This window comes from Pseudogulbenkiania subflava DSM 22618 (assembly GCF_900177275.1).
Lineage (GTDB): Bacteria > Pseudomonadota > Gammaproteobacteria > Burkholderiales > Chromobacteriaceae > Pseudogulbenkiania > Pseudogulbenkiania subflava.
On the sequence record NZ_FXAG01000038.1, the window covers coordinates 1 to 16462 of the forward strand.

Sequence of the window (16462 nt, forward strand, 5' to 3'; positions counted from 1 at the left end):
GCTGGAACTGGTGGAAATGGAAGTGCGCGACCTGCTGTCGTCCTACGACTTCCCGGGTGACGACACCCCGATCATCACCGGCTCCGCTCGTCTGGCGCTGGAAGGCGATCAGTCCGAAATGGGTGAGCCGTCGATCTTCCGTCTGGCCGACGCGCTGGACAGCTACATCCCGACCCCGGAGCGCGCTGTAGACAAGCCGTTCCTGCTGCCGATCGAAGACGTGTTCTCGATCTCCGGTCGTGGCACCGTGGTGACCGGTCGTGTTGAGCGCGGCATCGTCAAAGTCGGCGAAGAACTGGAAATCGTGGGCCTGAAGGCCACCGCCAAGACCACCTGCACCGGCGTGGAAATGTTCCGCAAGCTGCTGGATCAGGGTCAGGCTGGCGACAACGTCGGCGTGCTGCTGCGCGGCACCAAGCGTGAAGACGTTGAGCGCGGTCAGGTACTGGCCAAGCCGGGTTCGATCACCCCGCACACCAAGTTCTCTGCTTCGGTCTACGTACTGAGCAAAGAAGAAGGCGGTCGTCACACCCCGTTCTTTGCTAACTACCGTCCGCAGTTCTACTTCCGTACCACCGACGTGACCGGCGCCGTAAGCCTGGCCGAAGGTGTGGAAATGGTAATGCCGGGTGACAACGTGGAAATCACCGTGGAACTGATCGCTCCGATCGCCATGGAAGAAGGTCTGCGCTTCGCCATCCGTGAAGGTGGCCGTACCGTCGGCGCCGGCGTCGTTGCCAAGATCATCGCTTGATCTGAAAAGGTTTTAGGCCAGTAGCTCAATTGGTAGAGTATCGGTCTCCAAAACCGAGGGTTGGGGGTTCGAGACCCTCCTGGCCTGCCAATTAAGACCAGCCGGCGCTTGCGCGCCGGTTGGTCTTTTGTCGCATTCACGCAGAGAAAATCCCGCACATGGAAATGCAAGACAAAATCAAGCTGGCACTGGCAGGGCTGATCGTCGCTGTCGGTATTGTTGGCTTTTACATGATTCCGGAAACCCAGGGTGTGCTGCGGGTGCTGGCCTTCGTGGTTAGTCTGGCGGCCGCCGCCGCCGTGGTGTGGACGTCGGCGACCGGCAAGGCCTTCGTCGGCTACGCGCAGGAGTCGGTGGCGGAAGGCCGCAAGGTGGTTTGGCCGACGCGCAAGGAGGCCCTGCAGATGACGGGTCTGGTGTTCGTGTTCGTATTGATCCTGGCGTTATTCATGTGGCTGGTCGACTCGGGGTTGTCCTGGCTGTTCTATGACGTGCTTCTCGGTCGAGGTTAATAATGGCTAAGCGTTGGTATGTGGTGCATGCCTATTCGGGTTTTGAAAAGAGCGTGCAAAAGGCGCTGCGTGAGCGTATCGAGCGCTCCGAGGTGGCTGACCTGTTCGGTCAGGTGCTGGTGCCGGTAGAGGAAGTGGTTGACGTCAAGAATGGCCGCAAGTCCATCTCCGAGCGCAAATTCTTCCCGGGCTACGTGCTGGTCGAAATGGAAATGACCGATGAAACCTGGCATCTGGTGAAGAGTACGCCGAAGGTCACTGGCTTCGTTGGTGGTACTGCCAACCGCCCGGCTCCGATTTCCAAGAAGGAAGTCGAGTCCATCATGCAGCAGATGCAGGAAGGCGTTGAGAAGCCGAAGCCGAAGGTGTTGTTCGAGGTGGGCGAGAAGGTGCGCGTCATCGACGGCCCGTTCAACGACTTTAACGGTTCGGTGGACGAGGTGAATTACGAGCGCAACAAGATCCGCGTCTCGGTGCAGATCTTCGGTCGTGAGACGCCGGTCGAGCTGGATTTCAACCAAGTAGAAAAGCTGTAATTCTGCTTGGCAGTTTGTTGGAAGGCATGTATAATCATGCCCTTTCGTCTGGGAAGCGGGCGCCTCGCCTGCGTTATTACCCGTATTAGGAGCTAAATCGTGGCAAAGAAGATTGTCGGCTATATCAAGCTGCAAGTGCCCGCTGGTAAAGCCAACCCGTCGCCGCCGATCGGTCCGGCGCTGGGTCAGCGCGGCCTGAACATCATGGAATTCTGCAAGGCGTTCAACGCCCAGACTCAGGGCGTCGAGCCGGGTCTGCCGATTCCGGTGGTGATCACCGCCTACGCGGACAAGTCCTTCACCTTTGTGATGAAGACCCCGCCGGCCACCATTCTGTTGAAGAAAGCCGCCGGCATCCAGAAGGGTAGCCCGAAGCCGCATACCGACAAGGTGGGCACCGTTACCCGCGCTCAGCTGGAAGAGATCGCCAAGACCAAGTCCCCGGACCTGACCGCTGCCGATCTGGATGCTGCCGTGCGTACCATCGCCGGTTCCGCTCGTTCCATGGGTCTGAAAGTGGAGGGTGTGTAATGGCTAAGGTTTCCAAGCGCCTGAAAGCGCTGAACGCCAAGGTTGACGCCAACAAGCTGTACGCTGTTGACGAAGCGCTGGCGCTCGTGAAAGAAGCGGCTACCGCCAAGTTCGACGAGTCGATCGATATTTCCGTCAATCTGGGTGTGGATCCGCGTAAATCCGACCAGGTTGTGCGTGGTTCCGTTGTGCTGCCGCGTGGTACTGGTAAATCGGTACGTGTTGCCGTGTTTGCCCAAGGTGCCAACGCCGAAGCCGCCAAGGCTGCCGGTGCCGAAATTGTCGGTTTCGACGATCTGGCCGAGCAAATCAAGGCTGGTCAGCTGGACTTCGACGTGGTCATCGCTTCTCCGGATGCGATGCGCGTGGTCGGTCAGTTGGGTCAGATTCTCGGTCCGCGCGGCCTGATGCCGAACCCGAAAGTGGGTACCGTGACCCCGAACGTCGCCGAAGCCGTGAAGAACGCCAAGGCCGGCCAGGTTCAGTACCGTACCGACAAGGCTGGTATCATTCACGCTACCATCGGCCGTGCTTCTTTCGAAGCCGAAGCCCTGCGTGAGAACCTGTCTGCTCTGGTGGATGCCCTGGTGAAAGCCAAGCCGGCCGCCTCCAAGGGCCTGTACCTGCGCAAGATCGCCGTATCCAGCACCATGGGTATCGGTGTTCGCGTCGATACCAGCAGCGTCAACGCTTAAGTTGGCGTTGCGGCAAGCTCTCTAGCTTGCCAAGACTTTGGGCCGGCGGGTTTTCGCCCGCCGGATTGTCAAAGACCGTAGGAGCCGCAAGGCTTAATCGTCGCAAGATGTCCTACGCAGACGGTGTGCCCGAATAGAAGGCTGTCAAAACGTCTTACGGGCCCATGTAGCTCAGGGGTAGAGCACTCCCTTGGTAAGGGAGAGGTCGGCGGTTCAATTCCGCCCATGGGCACCATCAGATAGTTCTGCTGTGTCTCCTGAACAGGTCGCCGCTGCAAAGCGGAGCGGTTCGCCGCTTCATTTCAGACTAGGAGCTAGACCTTGAGTCTCAATCTTGAAGATAAAAAGGCGGTAGTGGCCGAAGTATCTGCCCAACTGGTAGATGCCCAGACCCTCGTTATCGCCGAATATCGTGGCATCGAGGTTGGTAGCATGACCCAACTCCGTGCGAAAGCACGTGAGAACGGTGTGTATCTGCGCGTTCTGAAGAACACGCTGGTGCGTCGCGCCGTGGCCGACACCGCCTTCGCGGGCCTGGCTGACCAGATGGTCGGTCCGCTCGTGTACGGCATCTCGGCTGACCCGGTTGCTGCTGCCAAGGTGCTGCAACAGTTCGCCAAGCAAGATGACAAAATCGTCATCAAAGCAGGTTCTTACGATGGCAAGGTGCTGGACGCCGCTCAGGTTGCTGAGCTGGCCTCGATCCCGAGCCGCGAAGAACTGCTCAGCAAGCTTCTCTACGTTCTGCAAGCTCCGATGGCCGGCTTCGCCCGTGGCCTGGCAGCCCTTGCCGAGAAGAAGCAAGCCGAGGCGGCTTAATCAATCTGACTTATTCCGAATTCAGGAGAATTTCACATGGCAATTACCAAAGAAGACATCCTCGAGGCAGTTGGTGCCCTGACCGTTATGGAACTGAACGACCTGGTTAAGGCGTTCGAAGAGAAGTTCGGCGTTTCCGCTGCTGCCGTTGCCGTTGCTGGCCCGGCTGCTGGTGGCGCTGCTGCTGCTGAAGAGAAGACCGAATTCGACGTGATCCTGTCCGCTGCTGGCGACAACAAGGTCAACGTGATCAAGGTTGTACGTGCTATCACCGGTCTGGGTCTGAAAGAAGCCAAGGATCTGGTAGACGGCGCTCCGAAGGCTGTGAAGGAAGGCGTATCCAAGGCTGAAGCCGAAGACGTGCTGAAGCAGCTGACCGAAGCCGGTGCTAAGGCTGAAGTGAAGTAATCTTCCTGACCGGAAGATGAGTGAGGCTGGCGGAGAAATCCGCCAGCCTTATTGCGCTTGTGATTGGCCGACACGAAGAAAGTAAAAGCCAGCAATCAATGCGTGCGTGGCTGCTGACTTTTGATTTCTTGCGCCACCCCATCTCGATGGAGACTCTATGAGTTATTCGTTTACTGAGAAAAAGCGTATTCGTAAGAGCTTTGCGAAACGCGACAGTGTTCTCGATGTCCCATTCCTGTTGGCGACCCAGATCGATTCGTACACCGAATTCCTCCAGCTGGGCGTGCCTATCGACCAGCGCAAGGAGGCTGGGCTGCAGGCGGCATTCAATTCGATTTTCCCGATCGTGAGCCACAACGGCTATGCCCGCCTGGATTTCGCACACTATATTCTTGGTGAGCCCCCGTTCGATGTTCAGGAGTGCCAGCTGCGCGGCATCACCTACGCGTCGCCGTTGCGCGCGCGTATTCGCCTGACTATCCTGGACAAGGAGTCCTCCAAACCGGTGGTGAAGGAGGTGCGCGAGAATGAAGTTTACATGGGCGAAATTCCGCTCATGACCACTAACGGGTCCTTCATCATCAACGGTACCGAGCGGGTCATCGTCTCCCAGCTGCACCGTTCCCCGGGCGTGTTCTTCGAGCACGACCGCGGCAAGACGCATTCCTCGGGCAAGCTGCTGTTCTCGGCACGCGTGATTCCTTACCGTGGCTCCTGGCTCGATTTCGAATTCGATCCGAAGGATCACCTGTACTTCCGTATCGACCGCCGCCGCAAGATGCCGGTCACCATCCTGCTGAAAGCGCTGGGTTATAGCGAAGAGCAGATACTGGCCGAGTTCTACAATACCGATACCTTCTACCTGGGTAACGACGGCGTCCACATGAAAGTGGTGGCCGACCGCCTCAAGGGTGAAGTCGCCAAGTTCGATATCGTGGCTCCGGATGGCAAGCTGATCGTCGCCAAGGACAAGCGCATCACCGCCAAGCATATCCGCGACATCGTTGCGGCCAACCTCGATCGCATCGAAGTGCCGTCCGACGCGCTGTTGGGCAAGATGCTGGCGCGCGCCGTGGTGAACACCGACAGCGGCGAAGTGATTGCTCGTGCCAACGAAGAAATCAGCGAAGAGATCCTGGCCAAGCTGGCGCTGGCGGAGATTCCGCAGGTCGACGTGTTGTTCACCAACGACCTGGATCAGGGCTCCTACATCGCGCAGACCTTGCGTGTGGACGACATCCAGGATCGGCTGCAGGCGCGCGTGGCGATCTACCGCATGATGCGCCCGGGCGAACCGCCGACCGAAGACGCCGTCGAGCAGCTGTTCCAGCGCCTGTTCTTCAGCCCGGATACCTACGACCTGTCGCGCGTGGGCCGGATGAAGTTCAACACCCGCACCTACCAGTACAAGTTCGACGACAAGACCCCGGAGTGGTTCAAGACGCTGATCGGCGAGAAGTTTGCCGTGCGTCGCGACGTGGCCGACGCCACGCTGACGACCGAAGACATCGTGTCGGTGATCGCCATCCTGTGCGAGCTGAAGAACGGCCGTGGCGAAGTGGATGACATCGACCACTTGGGCAACCGTCGCGTGCGTTCGGTGGGCGAACTGGCCGAGAACCAGTTCCGTGCCGGTCTGGTACGTGTCGAGCGCGCGGTCAAGGAACGCCTGAACCAGGCCGAATCCGACAACCTGATGCCGCACGACCTGATCAACGCCAAGCCGGTATCGGCCGCGATCAAGGAGTTCTTCGGTTCGTCGCAGCTGTCGCAGTTCATGGACCAGACCAACCCGCTGTCGGAAATCACCCACAAGCGCCGCGTCTCGGCCCTGGGCCCGGGCGGTCTGACCCGCGAACGCGCCGGCTTCGAAGTGCGTGACGTACACCCAACCCACTACGGCCGCGTGTGCCCGATCGAAACGCCGGAAGGTCCGAACATCGGTCTGATCAACTCGCTGTCGGTCTATGCCCGCACCAACGAGTTCGGCTTCCTGGAAACCCCGTACCGTAAGGTGATCGACGGCAAGGTGACGATGGAAATCGATTACCTGTCGGCGATCGAGGAAGGCCGTTACGTCATCGCCCAGGCCAACGCCGAGCTGGACAGCGACGGTACGCTGATCGACGAGCTGGTGACCTGCCGCGAGAAGGGTGAAACCATTCTGGCGACGCCGGACCGTGTGCAGTACATGGACGTGGCCACCGGTCAGGTGGTGTCGGTTGCTGCCTCGCTGATTCCGTTCCTGGAGCACGATGACGCCAACCGTGCCCTGATGGGTGCCAACATGCAGCGTCAGGCCGTGCCGTGCCTGCGCCCGGAGAAGCCGTTCGTCGGTACCGGCATCGAGCGCTCGGTAGCCGTCGACTCGGGTACCACCGTGGTGGCGCGACGTGGCGGTGTGGTCGACTACGTCGATGCCAACCGTATCGTGGTCCGCGTCAACGACGAAGAGGCGCTGGCCGGTGAAGTCGGTGTGGATATCTATAACCTCACTAAGTTCACCCGCTCCAACCAGAACACCAACATCAACCAGCGCCCAGTGGTGAAGATGGGCGACAAGATTGCCCGCGGCGACGTGGTGGCGGACGGTGCTTCGACCGACCTCGGCGAACTGGCGCTGGGTCAGAACATGACCATCGCCTTCATGCCGTGGAACGGCTACAACTTCGAGGACTCGATCCTGATCTCGGAGAAGGTGGTGGCTGAAGACCGCTACACCTCGATCCACATCGAAGAACTGTCGGTCGTCGCGCGCGACACCAAGCTGGGGCCGGAAGAAATTACCCGCGACATCCCGAACCTGTCCGAGCGCATGGCCGGCCGTCTGGATGATTCCGGCATCGTCTACATCGGCGCCGAGGTGGAAGCCGGCGACGTGCTGGTGGGCAAGGTGACGCCGAAGGGCGAGACCCAGCTGACCCCGGAAGAGAAGTTGCTGCGCGCGATCTTCGGCGAGAAGGCGTCCGATGTGAAGGACACCTCGCTGCGCGTGCCGACCGGCATGACCGGCACCGTGATCGACGTGCAGGTGTTCACCCGCGAGGGTATCGAGCGCGACAAGCGCGCCCAGTCGATCATCGACGCCGAACTGAAGCGCTACCGTCTCGACCTGAACGACCAGCTGCGTATCTTCGACAACGACGCTTTCAGCCGTATCGAGCGTCTGATCATGGGTAAGGTTGCCAACGGCGGTCCGAAGCGCCTGGCCAAGGGCACCGCGATCGACCGCGACTACCTGGATGGTCTGCCGTCCAAGCACGACTGGTTCGACATCCGCATGGCCGACGAAGACATCGCCAAGCAGCTTGAGCTGATCAAGGAAAGCCTGGCGCAGAAGCGTGAAGAATTCGACCTCAAGTTCGAAGACAAAAAGCGCAAGCTGACCCAGGGCGACGAGCTGCCGCCGGGCGTGCAGAAGATGGTCAAGGTTTATCTGGCGGTGAAGCGCCGCCTGCAGGCCGGTGACAAGATGGCCGGTCGTCACGGTAACAAGGGTGTGGTATCGCGCATCCTGCCGGTGGAAGACATGCCGTACATGGGCGACGGTCGTCCGGTCGACATCGTACTGAACCCGCTGGGCGTACCGTCGCGTATGAACATCGGTCAGATCCTGGAAGTGCACCTGGGCTGGGCCGGCAAGGGTATCGGCGAACAGGTCAACCGCATGCTGCAGTCGCAGCGTGCCGTGGCCGACATTCGTGGTTACCTGGAGCGCGTCTACAATCAGACCGGCAAGCCGGAAGAGATCGCCGCGATGAGCGACGAGGAAATTCTCGACCTGGCCTCCAACCTGGCCAAGGGCATGCCGTTCGCCACGCCGGTGTTCGACGGTGCCAAGGAAGCCGAGATCAAGATGATGCTTGATCTGGCCTATCCGGACGAGGACCCGCAGACCGATCTGCTGGATTTCAACGAATCGAAGACGCAGATGACGTTGTTCGACGGCCGCTCCGGCGAAGCCTTCGACCGCAAGGTCACGGTCGGCGTGATGCACTACCTGAAGCTGCATCACCTAGTCGACGACAAGATGCATGCCCGTTCCACCGGTCCGTATTCGCTGGTGACCCAGCAGCCGCTGGGTGGTAAGGCGCAGTTCGGTGGCCAGCGCTTCGGTGAGATGGAAGTGTGGGCGCTGGAAGCCTACGGCGCCGCCTACACCCTGCAGGAAATGCTGACCGTGAAGTCCGACGACGTGACCGGTCGTACCAAGGTGTACGAAAACATCGTCAAGGGCGAGCACAAGATCGACGCCGGCATGCCGGAGTCCTTCAACGTGCTGGTGAAGGAAATCCGCTCCCTCGGCCTCGACATCGACCTGGAACGTTATTAATTAGGATTGCCGCGCTTCGGCCAACCTTGGCCGGAGCGCGGTCTCCTGACTGGAGACGCAATGAAAGCTCTGCTCGACCTCTTTAAGCAAGTTACGCAAGAAGAAGAGTTTGATGCGATTAAGATCGGCATCGCTTCACCGGACAAGATCCGTTCCTGGTCCTACGGTGAGGTCAAGAAGCCCGAAACCATCAACTATCGTACCTTCAAGCCGGAACGCGACGGCCTGTTCTGCGCCCGCATCTTCGGGCCGGTGAAGGACTACGAATGCCTGTGCGGCAAGTACAAGCGTCTCAAACATCGTGGCGTGATCTGCGAGAAGTGCGGCGTCGAAGTGACCCTGTCCAAGGTGCGCCGCGAGCGCATGGGCCACATCGAACTGGCTAGCCCGACCGCGCATATCTGGTTCCTGAAGAGCCTGCCGTCCCGCTTGGGCATGGTGCTCGACATGACCCTGCGCGACATCGAACGCGTGCTGTACTTCGAAGGCTTCGTCGTGACCGACCCGGGCATGACTCCGCTGCAACGCGGCCAGCTGCTGACGGAAGAAGACTTCCTCGACAAGGAAGACCAGTACGGCGACGACTTCAAGGCCATGATGGGCGCCGAGGCCGTGCGCGAACTGCTGCGCAGCCTGGACCTGAACAACGAGATCGAGACCCTGCGTCGCGAGCTCGAGGCTACCAATTCCGACACCAAGATCAAGAAGATCGCCAAGCGCCTGAAAGTGCTGGAGGCCTTCCTGCGTTCGGGCATGAAGCCGGAATGGATGATCCTGGAAGTACTGCCGGTGCTGCCGCCGGAACTGCGTCCGCTGGTGCCGCTGGACGGTGGCCGTTTCGCCACCTCCGATTTGAACGATCTGTACCGCCGCGTCATCAATCGTAACAACCGCCTGAAACGTCTGCTGGAACTGCGCGCGCCGGACATTATCGTGCGCAACGAAAAGCGCATGCTGCAGGAATCGGTCGACTCGCTGCTCGACAACGGCCGCCGCGGCAAGGCCATGACCGGCGCCAACAAGCGCCCGCTGAAGTCGCTGGCCGACATGATCAAGGGTAAGGGCGGTCGTTTCCGTCAGAACCTGCTGGGTAAGCGCGTCGACTACTCCGGCCGTTCCGTGATCACCGTGGGCCCGACCCTGCGCCTGCATCAGTGCGGCCTGCCGAAGAAGATGGCGCTGGAACTGTTCAAGCCGTTCATCTTCCACAAGCTGGAAGTGCTGGGCCTGGCTTCCACCATCAAGGCCGCAAAGAAGCTGGTCGAGCAGGAAGTGCCGGAAGTATGGGACATCCTGGAAGACGTCATCCGCGAGCATCCGGTCCTGCTGAACCGTGCGCCGACCCTGCACCGTCTGGGTATCCAGGCGTTCGAGCCGGTGCTGATCGAAGGCAAGGCCATCCAGTTGCACCCGCTGGTCTGCGCGGCGTTCAACGCCGACTTTGACGGTGACCAGATGGCCGTCCACGTGCCGCTGTCGTTGGAAGCGCAGATGGAAGCCCGCACCCTGATGCTGGCCACCAACAACGTGCTGTCGCCGGCCAACGGCGAGCCGATCATCGTGCCGTCGCAGGATATCGTGCTGGGTCTTTACTACATGACCCGCGACAAGGTGAACGGCAAGGGCGAAGGCATGGTGTTCGCCGACACCAAGGAAGTGCACCGCGCCTACGAAACCCGTCAGGTCGAGCTGGCTACCCGCATCACCGTGCGTCTGCGCGAGTGGGAAAAGGACGAGCAGGGTGAGTTCCAGCCGGTGATCAAGCGCTACGACACCACCGTCGGCCGCGCGCTGCTGTCGGACATCCTGCCGAAGGGCCTGCCGTTCGAGCACATCAACAAGGCGCTGAAGAAGAAGGAAATCTCCAAGCTGATCAACGCCTCGTTCCGTCGTTGCGGCATCCGCGACACGGTGATCTTTGCCGACCAGCTGATGTACACCGGTTTCGCCTTCTCCACCCGCGGCGGCATCTCGATCTGCGTCGACGACATGCAGATTCCGGTCAAGAAGGTCGAGCTGCTGGGCGAAGCCCAGAAGGAAGTGAAGGAAATCGAAGAACAGTACCGCCAGGGTCTGGTGACCAACGGCGAGCGCTACAACAAGGTTGTGGACATCTGGGGTCGTACCGGCGACAAGATCGCCAAGGCGATGATGGACGATTTGTCCACCCAGAAGGTACTGGACAAGGAAGGCAAGGAAGTCGATCAGGAATCGTTCAACTCGATTTACATGATGGCCGACTCTGGCGCCCGGGGTTCCGCGGCGCAGATCAAGCAGCTGGCCGGTATGCGGGGCCTGATGGCGAAACCGGACGGTTCGATTATCGAAACGCCGATTACCGCCAACTTCCGCGAAGGTCTGACGGTACTGCAGTACTTCATCTCGACCCACGGTGCCCGTAAGGGTCTGGCGGATACCGCGTTGAAGACGGCTAACTCTGGTTACCTGACCCGTCGTCTGGTCGACGTGACGCAGGATCTGGTGGTGATCGAGGACGATTGTGGCACCACTAACGGCTTCGTGATGAAGGCGGTACTGCAGGGTGGTGACGTGATCGAAGCGCTGCGCGACCGTATCCTCGGCCGTGTCACCGCCAGCGACGTGGTGGATCCGTCCACCAGCGAGACCGTGATCGAAGCCGGTACGCTGCTCGACGAGTATCTGGTCGAAATGATCGACAGTTTGGGTATCGACGAAGTCAAGGTGCGCACCGCGATCACCTGCGACACCCGCTACGGTCTGTGCGCCAAGTGCTACGGTCGCGATCTGGCGCGCGGCAAGCGCGTCAACGCCGGCGAAGCGGTGGGCGTGATCGCAGCCCAGTCGATCGGTGAACCGGGTACCCAGCTGACCATGCGTACCTTCCACATCGGTGGTGCGGCGTCCCGTTCGGCCGCGGCCAGCCAGGTGGAAGGTAAGTCCAACGGTACCGTACGCTTCTCCAGCCAGATGCGTTACGTCGCCAACAACAAGGGCGAGCTGATCGTCATCACCCGCTCCGGCGAAGTGGTGATCCACGACGACATCGGTCGCGAGCGAGAGCGTCATAAGGTGCCGTACGGTGCCACCCTGTTGGTCAACGATGGCATGGTGATCAAGGCCGGCGCCGTGCTGGCCACGTGGGACCCGCACACCCGTCCGATCATCACCGAGTACGCTGGTCGCGTGAAGTTCGAGAACGTCGAAGAAGGCAACACCGTCGCCAAGCAGACCGATGAAGTGACCGGTCTGTCGACGCTGGTGGTGATCGATCCGAAGCGCCGCGCCGGTTCGCAGTCCAAGATGCTGCGTCCGTTGGTGAAGCTGCTGGACGAGTTCGGCAATGAAGTGAAGCTGGCCGGTTCCGATTCCTCGGTATCGATCACCTTCCAGGTCGGCGCCATCATTACCGTGCGCGATGGCCAGGAGGTCGGCAAGGGCGAGGTGTTGGCGCGTATTCCGCAGGAATCGACCAAGACCCGCGACATTACCGGTGGTCTGCCGCGTGTGGCCGAGCTGTTCGAAGCACGTTCGCCGAAAGACGCCGGCATGCTGGCCGAAGTCACCGGTACCGTGTCGTTCGGCAAGGACACCAAGGGCAAGCAGCGCCTGATCATCACCGATCTGGACGGCAACGGCTTCGAAAGCCTGATCCCGAAAGACAAGCACGTGCTGGTGCACGATGGTCAGGTGGTGAACCGTGGAGAACTGATCGTCGACGGTGCCGTCGATCCGCACGACATCCTGCGTCTGCAGGGTATCGAGGCGCTGGCCCGCTACATCGTCCAGGAAGTACAGGAAGTGTACCGTCTGCAGGGTGTGAAGATTAACGACAAGCACATCGAGGTGATCATCCGCCAGATGCTGCGTCGTGTGGTCATCACCGATTCCGGCGATACCGACTTCATCCAGGGCGAGCAGGTCGAGCGTGCCGAAGTGCTGGCGAAGAACGACGAGATGTTGGCCGAAGGCAAGGAACCGGCTCACTACGACAACGTGTTGTTGGGTATCACCAAGGCCTCGCTGTCGACCGACTCCTTCATTTCGGCGGCGTCGTTCCAGGAAACCACGCGCGTACTGACCGAAGCCGCGATCATGGGCAAGAAGGACGACCTGCGCGGCCTGAAGGAAAACGTCATCGTCGGCCGCCTGATCCCGGCTGGTACCGGTCTGGCTTACCATCGCAACCGTCGCCGTCACGCGCCGGGCGGCGAAGGCGGCGCCGACCAGCAACTGCTGGAGCCGCAGATGGAGACGCTCGAAGGCAACGAGTAATCCCTCTCTGTTGCTGAAGTGTTGAAAAACGCTGTCCTTTCAACGGTTAACGTTGGAAGGCAGCGTCTTTTCATTGACGCTGTCCGAGCGCCTAAAATATAATCCTCCGTCCTTCTGGGCGGCATGTTGCCGTTCATGACTCAACAAGGAACTGATAGTAATGCCAACCATCAACCAACTCGTGCGCAAAGGCCGCCTCGCCGAGCAGGCGAAGAGCAAGGTGCCGGCGCTGGAGGCCTGCCCGCAGAAGCGCGGCGTGTGCACCCGTGTTTACACCACGACCCCGAAAAAGCCGAACTCCGCTCTGCGTAAAGTGTGCAAGGTTCGTCTGACCAACGGCTTCGAAGTGATTTCCTACATCGGTGGTGAAGGCCACAACCTGCAGGAACACTCCGTGGTGCTGATCCGGGGCGGTCGTGTAAAAGACTTGCCGGGTGTGCGTTACCACACCGTGCGCGGCTCGCTGGATACCGCTGGCGTGAAAGACCGTAAGCAGTCCCGTTCCAAGTACGGTGCCAAGCGTCCTAAGTAAGTCGCTAGCCTCGGAACGTGAACGGCGGTGACATACCGTCGAGTAAGTGGTTGCTCCACTGGGCGGCCATGAGCATCAAGCTCAACTGAATTGATTTAAGGAATTACCATGCCAAGACGCAGAGAAGTCCCCAAACGCGAAATCCTGCCGGATCCGAAGTTCGGTAGCCAGGATCTCTCCAAATTCATGAACGTCGTGATGATCGACGGCAAGAAATCCGTTGCAGAGCGCATTATCTACGGCGCGCTGGACCAGATTGAAAAGAAAACCGGCAAGAATGCCATTGAAGTGTTCAATACCGCACTGTCCAATGCCAAGCCGGTTGTCGAAGTGAAGAGCCGCCGTGTAGGTGGTGCAAACTATCAGGTTCCAGTTGAGGTGCGTCCGGCACGTCGTATGGCGCTCGCTATGCGCTGGTTGCGTGATGCAGCCCGCAAGCGCGGTGAAAAATCCATGGACCTGCGTCTGGCCGGTGAGTTGATCGACGCGGCCGAAGGCCGTGGCGGCGCCATGAAGAAGCGTGAAGAAGTTCACCGCATGGCCGAAGCCAACAAGGCGTTCTCGCACTTCCGTTTCTAAGTTAAACCCACCGAGAAGGTTTTGGCCGTGGCTAGGAAAACTCCTATCGAGCGCTACCGCAACATTGGTATCAGCGCTCACATCGACGCCGGTAAGACCACTACTACCGAGCGCATTCTGTTTTACACCGGTGTGAACCACAAGATTGGTGAAGTTCACGACGGCGCCGCCACCATGGACTGGATGGAGCAGGAGCAGGAGCGTGGTATTACCATTACCTCCGCCGCTACCACCACGTTCTGGAAGGGTATGGGCCTGCAGTATCCGGAACACCGCTTCAACATCATCGACACCCCGGGACACGTGGACTTTACCATCGAGGTAGAGCGTTCCATGCGCGTGCTGGACGGTGCCGTGATGGTGTACTGCGCCGTGGGCGGCGTACAGCCGCAGTCGGAAACCGTATGGCGCCAGGCCAACAAGTACCAGGTTCCGCGTATCGCCTTCGTGAACAAGATGGACCGTCAGGGTGCCAACTTCTTCCGCGCCGTGGATCAGGTGAAAACCCGTCTGCGTGGCAATCCGGTGCCTATCGTAGTGCCTATCGGTGCTGAAGATGGCTTCGAAGGTGTGGTTGACCTGTTGAAGATGAAGGCCATCATCTGGGACGAAGCTTCCCAGGGCATGAAGTTCGAATACGGCGACATCCCGGCTGACCTGGTTTCCGTGGCCGAAGAATGGCGCGAGAAGATGGTCGAAGCGGCTGCCGAAGTCGACGAAGACCTGATGAACAAGTACCTGGAAGAGGGCGAGCTCTCCGAAGAGGAAATTGTTCGTGGTCTGCGCGAGCGTACCCTGCGTTGCGAAATCCAGCCGATGCTGTGCGGTTCCGCCTTCAAGAACAAGGGTGTTCAGCGCATGCTGGACGCCGTGATCGACCTGCTGCCGAGCCCGCTGGACGTTCCGCCGGTGCCGGGTGAGCTGGACGACGGTACCCCGACCACCCGTCAGGCTTCCGACGACGAGCACTTCTCGGCGCTGGCGTTCAAGCTGATGAACGACCCGTACGTCGGTCAGCTGACCTTCTTCCGCGTCTACTCTGGCGTGGTGAAGTCGGGCGACACCGTGCTGAACACGGTCAAGGGCAAGAAAGAGCGTATCGGCCGTATCGTGCAGATGCACGCCAACGACCGTAAAGAGATCGACGAAGTGCGCGCTGGTGACATCGCCGCCGCCATCGGTCTGAAGGAAGTGACCACCGGTGAAACCCTGTGTTCCGTCGATGCGCCGCTGATCCTCGAGCGCATGGAATTCCCGGACCCGGTGATTCACGTTGCCGTCGAGCCGAAGACCAAGGCTGACCAGGAAAAGATGGGTGTTGCCCTGAATCGCCTGGCCAAGGAAGACCCGTCGTTCCGCGTGCGCACCGACGAAGAATCCGGCCAGACCATCATTTCCGGTATGGGTGAACTGCACCTGGAAATTCTGGTCGACCGCATGAAGCGTGAATTCGGTGTGGAAGCCAACGTCGGTGCTCCGCAGGTTGCCTACCGTGAAACCATCACCAAGACCGTTACCGACGTGCAGGGTAAGCATGCCAAGCAGTCCGGTGGTAAGGGTCAGTACGGTGATTGTACGATCACTCTGGAACCGTCCGGTGAAGGCAATGGCTACAAGTTCATCGACGAGATCAAGGGTGGCGTGATTCCGCGTGAATTCATCCCTTCGGTTGACAAGGGTATTCGTAACTCGCTGAACAACGGTATTCTCGCCGGCTTCCCGGTGGTGGACGTGACTGTGCGTCTGACCTTCGGTTCCTATCACGACGTTGACTCTTCGCAGATTGCCTTCGAACTGGCTGGTTCGATTGCATTCAAGGAAGCCATGCGCCGTGCCGGTCCGTGCATCCTCGAGCCGATGATGGCCGTGGAAGTGGAAACGCCGGAAGAGTACATGGGCGATGTGATGGGTGACCTGAACCGTCGTCGCGGCATTGTTCAGGGCATGGACGATGACGGCCTGGGTGGCAAGAAGATCAAGGCCGAAGTACCGCTGGCCGAGATGTTTGGTTACTCGACCGACCTGCGTTCGGCAACCCAGGGTCGTGCGACCTACTCCATGGAGTTCAAGCACTACTCCGAGGCGCCGAAGCACGTCGCTGACGCTGTAATGAACGCCAAGAAGTAATGCGCGCTGAGGTTGGCCGAAGCAGGCTTCGGCCAACCTGATCTGTTGTTCTTTAAATCAAGGAATTTTGCAAAATGGCAAAAGAAAAGTTTGAGCGGACAAAACCGCACGTAAACGTCGGCACCATCGGTCACGTTGACCATGGTAAAACCACGCTGACCGCCGCTATCACCACCATTCTGTCGAAGAAATTCGGTGGCGAAGCCAAAGACTACTCCCAGATCGACAGCGCGCCGGAAGAAAAGGCACGTGGTATTACCATTAATACCGCTCACGTTGAATACGAAACCGCTACCCGTCACTACGCTCACGTAGACTGCCCGGGCCACGCCGACTATGTGAAGAACATGATCACCGGTGCTGCCCAGATGGACGGCGCGAT

General features: G+C 59.6%; 13 protein-coding genes and 2 tRNA genes. All 15 read left to right on the forward strand.

Annotation, left to right across the window (positions count from 1 at the left end; translation table 11 throughout):
• The coding region (locus B9N72_RS20195; protein ID WP_143477894.1) for an elongation factor Tu at positions 1 to 754 on the forward strand (754 nt) is incomplete at its 5' end.
• Positions 755 to 768: 14 nt separating this feature from the next.
• Positions 769 to 844, forward strand: a tRNA-Trp gene (locus B9N72_RS20200).
• A 68-nt stretch (positions 845 to 912) separates the two neighbouring features.
• Positions 913 to 1266, forward strand: a complete 354-nt coding sequence (secE, locus tag B9N72_RS20205) for a preprotein translocase subunit SecE (protein WP_008955880.1) — start codon at positions 913 to 915, stop codon at positions 1264 to 1266.
• A 2-nt stretch (positions 1267 to 1268) separates the two neighbouring features.
• Positions 1269 to 1802, forward strand: a complete 534-nt coding sequence (nusG, locus tag B9N72_RS20210; RefSeq protein WP_024301209.1) for a transcription termination/antitermination protein NusG — start codon at positions 1269 to 1271, stop codon at positions 1800 to 1802.
• Between the two features lie 99 nt (positions 1803 to 1901).
• Positions 1902 to 2333 (forward strand): 50S ribosomal protein L11, encoded by a 432-nt coding sequence (rplK, locus tag B9N72_RS20215; RefSeq protein WP_008955882.1) that lies wholly within the window; start codon positions 1902 to 1904, stop codon positions 2331 to 2333.
• Positions 2333 to 3028 carry a 50S ribosomal protein L1 gene (gene rplA / locus B9N72_RS20220; RefSeq protein WP_085277964.1) on the forward strand — a complete coding sequence of 232 codons (696 nt, stop codon included), beginning with the start codon at positions 2333 to 2335 and terminating at the stop codon, positions 3026 to 3028. The genes rplK and rplA overlap by 1 nt, the downstream gene beginning before the upstream one ends.
• Before the next feature lie 160 nt (positions 3029 to 3188).
• A tRNA-Thr gene (locus B9N72_RS20225) sits at positions 3189 to 3263 on the forward strand.
• A gap of 86 nt (positions 3264 to 3349) precedes the next feature.
• Entirely contained in the window at positions 3350 to 3847 is a 498-nt protein-coding gene (gene rplJ / locus B9N72_RS20230; RefSeq protein ID WP_008955884.1) for a 50S ribosomal protein L10, read from the forward strand.
• A 36-nt stretch (positions 3848 to 3883) separates the two neighbouring features.
• Positions 3884 to 4255, forward strand: coding sequence for a 50S ribosomal protein L7/L12 (gene rplL, locus B9N72_RS20235; RefSeq protein WP_085277965.1), 372 nt, complete (start codon positions 3884 to 3886; stop codon positions 4253 to 4255).
• A gap of 157 nt (positions 4256 to 4412) precedes the next feature.
• On the forward strand, positions 4413 to 8588 hold the full coding sequence (gene rpoB / locus B9N72_RS20240; protein WP_085277966.1) for a DNA-directed RNA polymerase subunit beta: 4176 nt from the start codon (positions 4413 to 4415) through the stop codon (positions 8586 to 8588).
• A gap of 60 nt (positions 8589 to 8648) precedes the next feature.
• Positions 8649 to 12842, forward strand: a complete 4194-nt coding sequence (gene rpoC / locus B9N72_RS20245; RefSeq protein ID WP_085277967.1) for a DNA-directed RNA polymerase subunit beta' — start codon at positions 8649 to 8651, stop codon at positions 12840 to 12842.
• Positions 12843 to 13002: 160 nt separating this feature from the next.
• A complete protein-coding gene (rpsL, locus tag B9N72_RS20250; protein WP_008955888.1) occupies positions 13003 to 13374 on the forward strand; it encodes a 30S ribosomal protein S12 in 372 nt (123 codons plus the stop codon).
• Between the two features lie 108 nt (positions 13375 to 13482).
• Positions 13483 to 13953: a 30S ribosomal protein S7 gene (gene rpsG / locus B9N72_RS20255; RefSeq protein WP_008955889.1), complete on the forward strand. Its 471-nt coding sequence runs from the start codon at positions 13483 to 13485 to the stop codon at positions 13951 to 13953.
• 27 nt (positions 13954 to 13980) lie between these two features.
• On the forward strand, positions 13981 to 16080 hold the full coding sequence (gene fusA / locus B9N72_RS20260) for an elongation factor G (RefSeq protein ID WP_085277969.1): 2100 nt from the start codon (positions 13981 to 13983) through the stop codon (positions 16078 to 16080).
• A 74-nt stretch (positions 16081 to 16154) separates the two neighbouring features.
• On the forward strand, positions 16155 to 16462 hold a 308-nt coding region (locus tag B9N72_RS20265), incomplete at its 3' end, for a GTP-binding protein (protein WP_234986080.1).

Bases quoted from the DNA above. Each gene is read 5' to 3' on its own strand.
- secE (WP_008955880.1), top strand. From the start codon at position 913: ATGGAAATGCAAGACAAAATCAAGCTGGCACTGGCAGGGCTGATCGTC.
- nusG (WP_024301209.1), top strand. From the start codon at position 1,269: ATGGCTAAGCGTTGGTATGTGGTGCATGCCTATTCGGGTTTTGAAAAG.
- rplA (WP_085277964.1), top strand. From the start codon at position 2,333: ATGGCTAAGGTTTCCAAGCGCCTGAAAGCGCTGAACGCCAAGGTTGAC.
- rplL (WP_085277965.1), top strand. From the start codon at position 3,884: ATGGCAATTACCAAAGAAGACATCCTCGAGGCAGTTGGTGCCCTGACC.
- rpoB (WP_085277966.1), top strand. From the start codon at position 4,413: ATGAGTTATTCGTTTACTGAGAAAAAGCGTATTCGTAAGAGCTTTGCG.
- rpoC (WP_085277967.1), top strand. From the start codon at position 8,649: ATGAAAGCTCTGCTCGACCTCTTTAAGCAAGTTACGCAAGAAGAAGAG.
- rpsL (WP_008955888.1), top strand. From the start codon at position 13,003: ATGCCAACCATCAACCAACTCGTGCGCAAAGGCCGCCTCGCCGAGCAG.
- rpsG (WP_008955889.1), top strand. From the start codon at position 13,483: ATGCCAAGACGCAGAGAAGTCCCCAAACGCGAAATCCTGCCGGATCCG.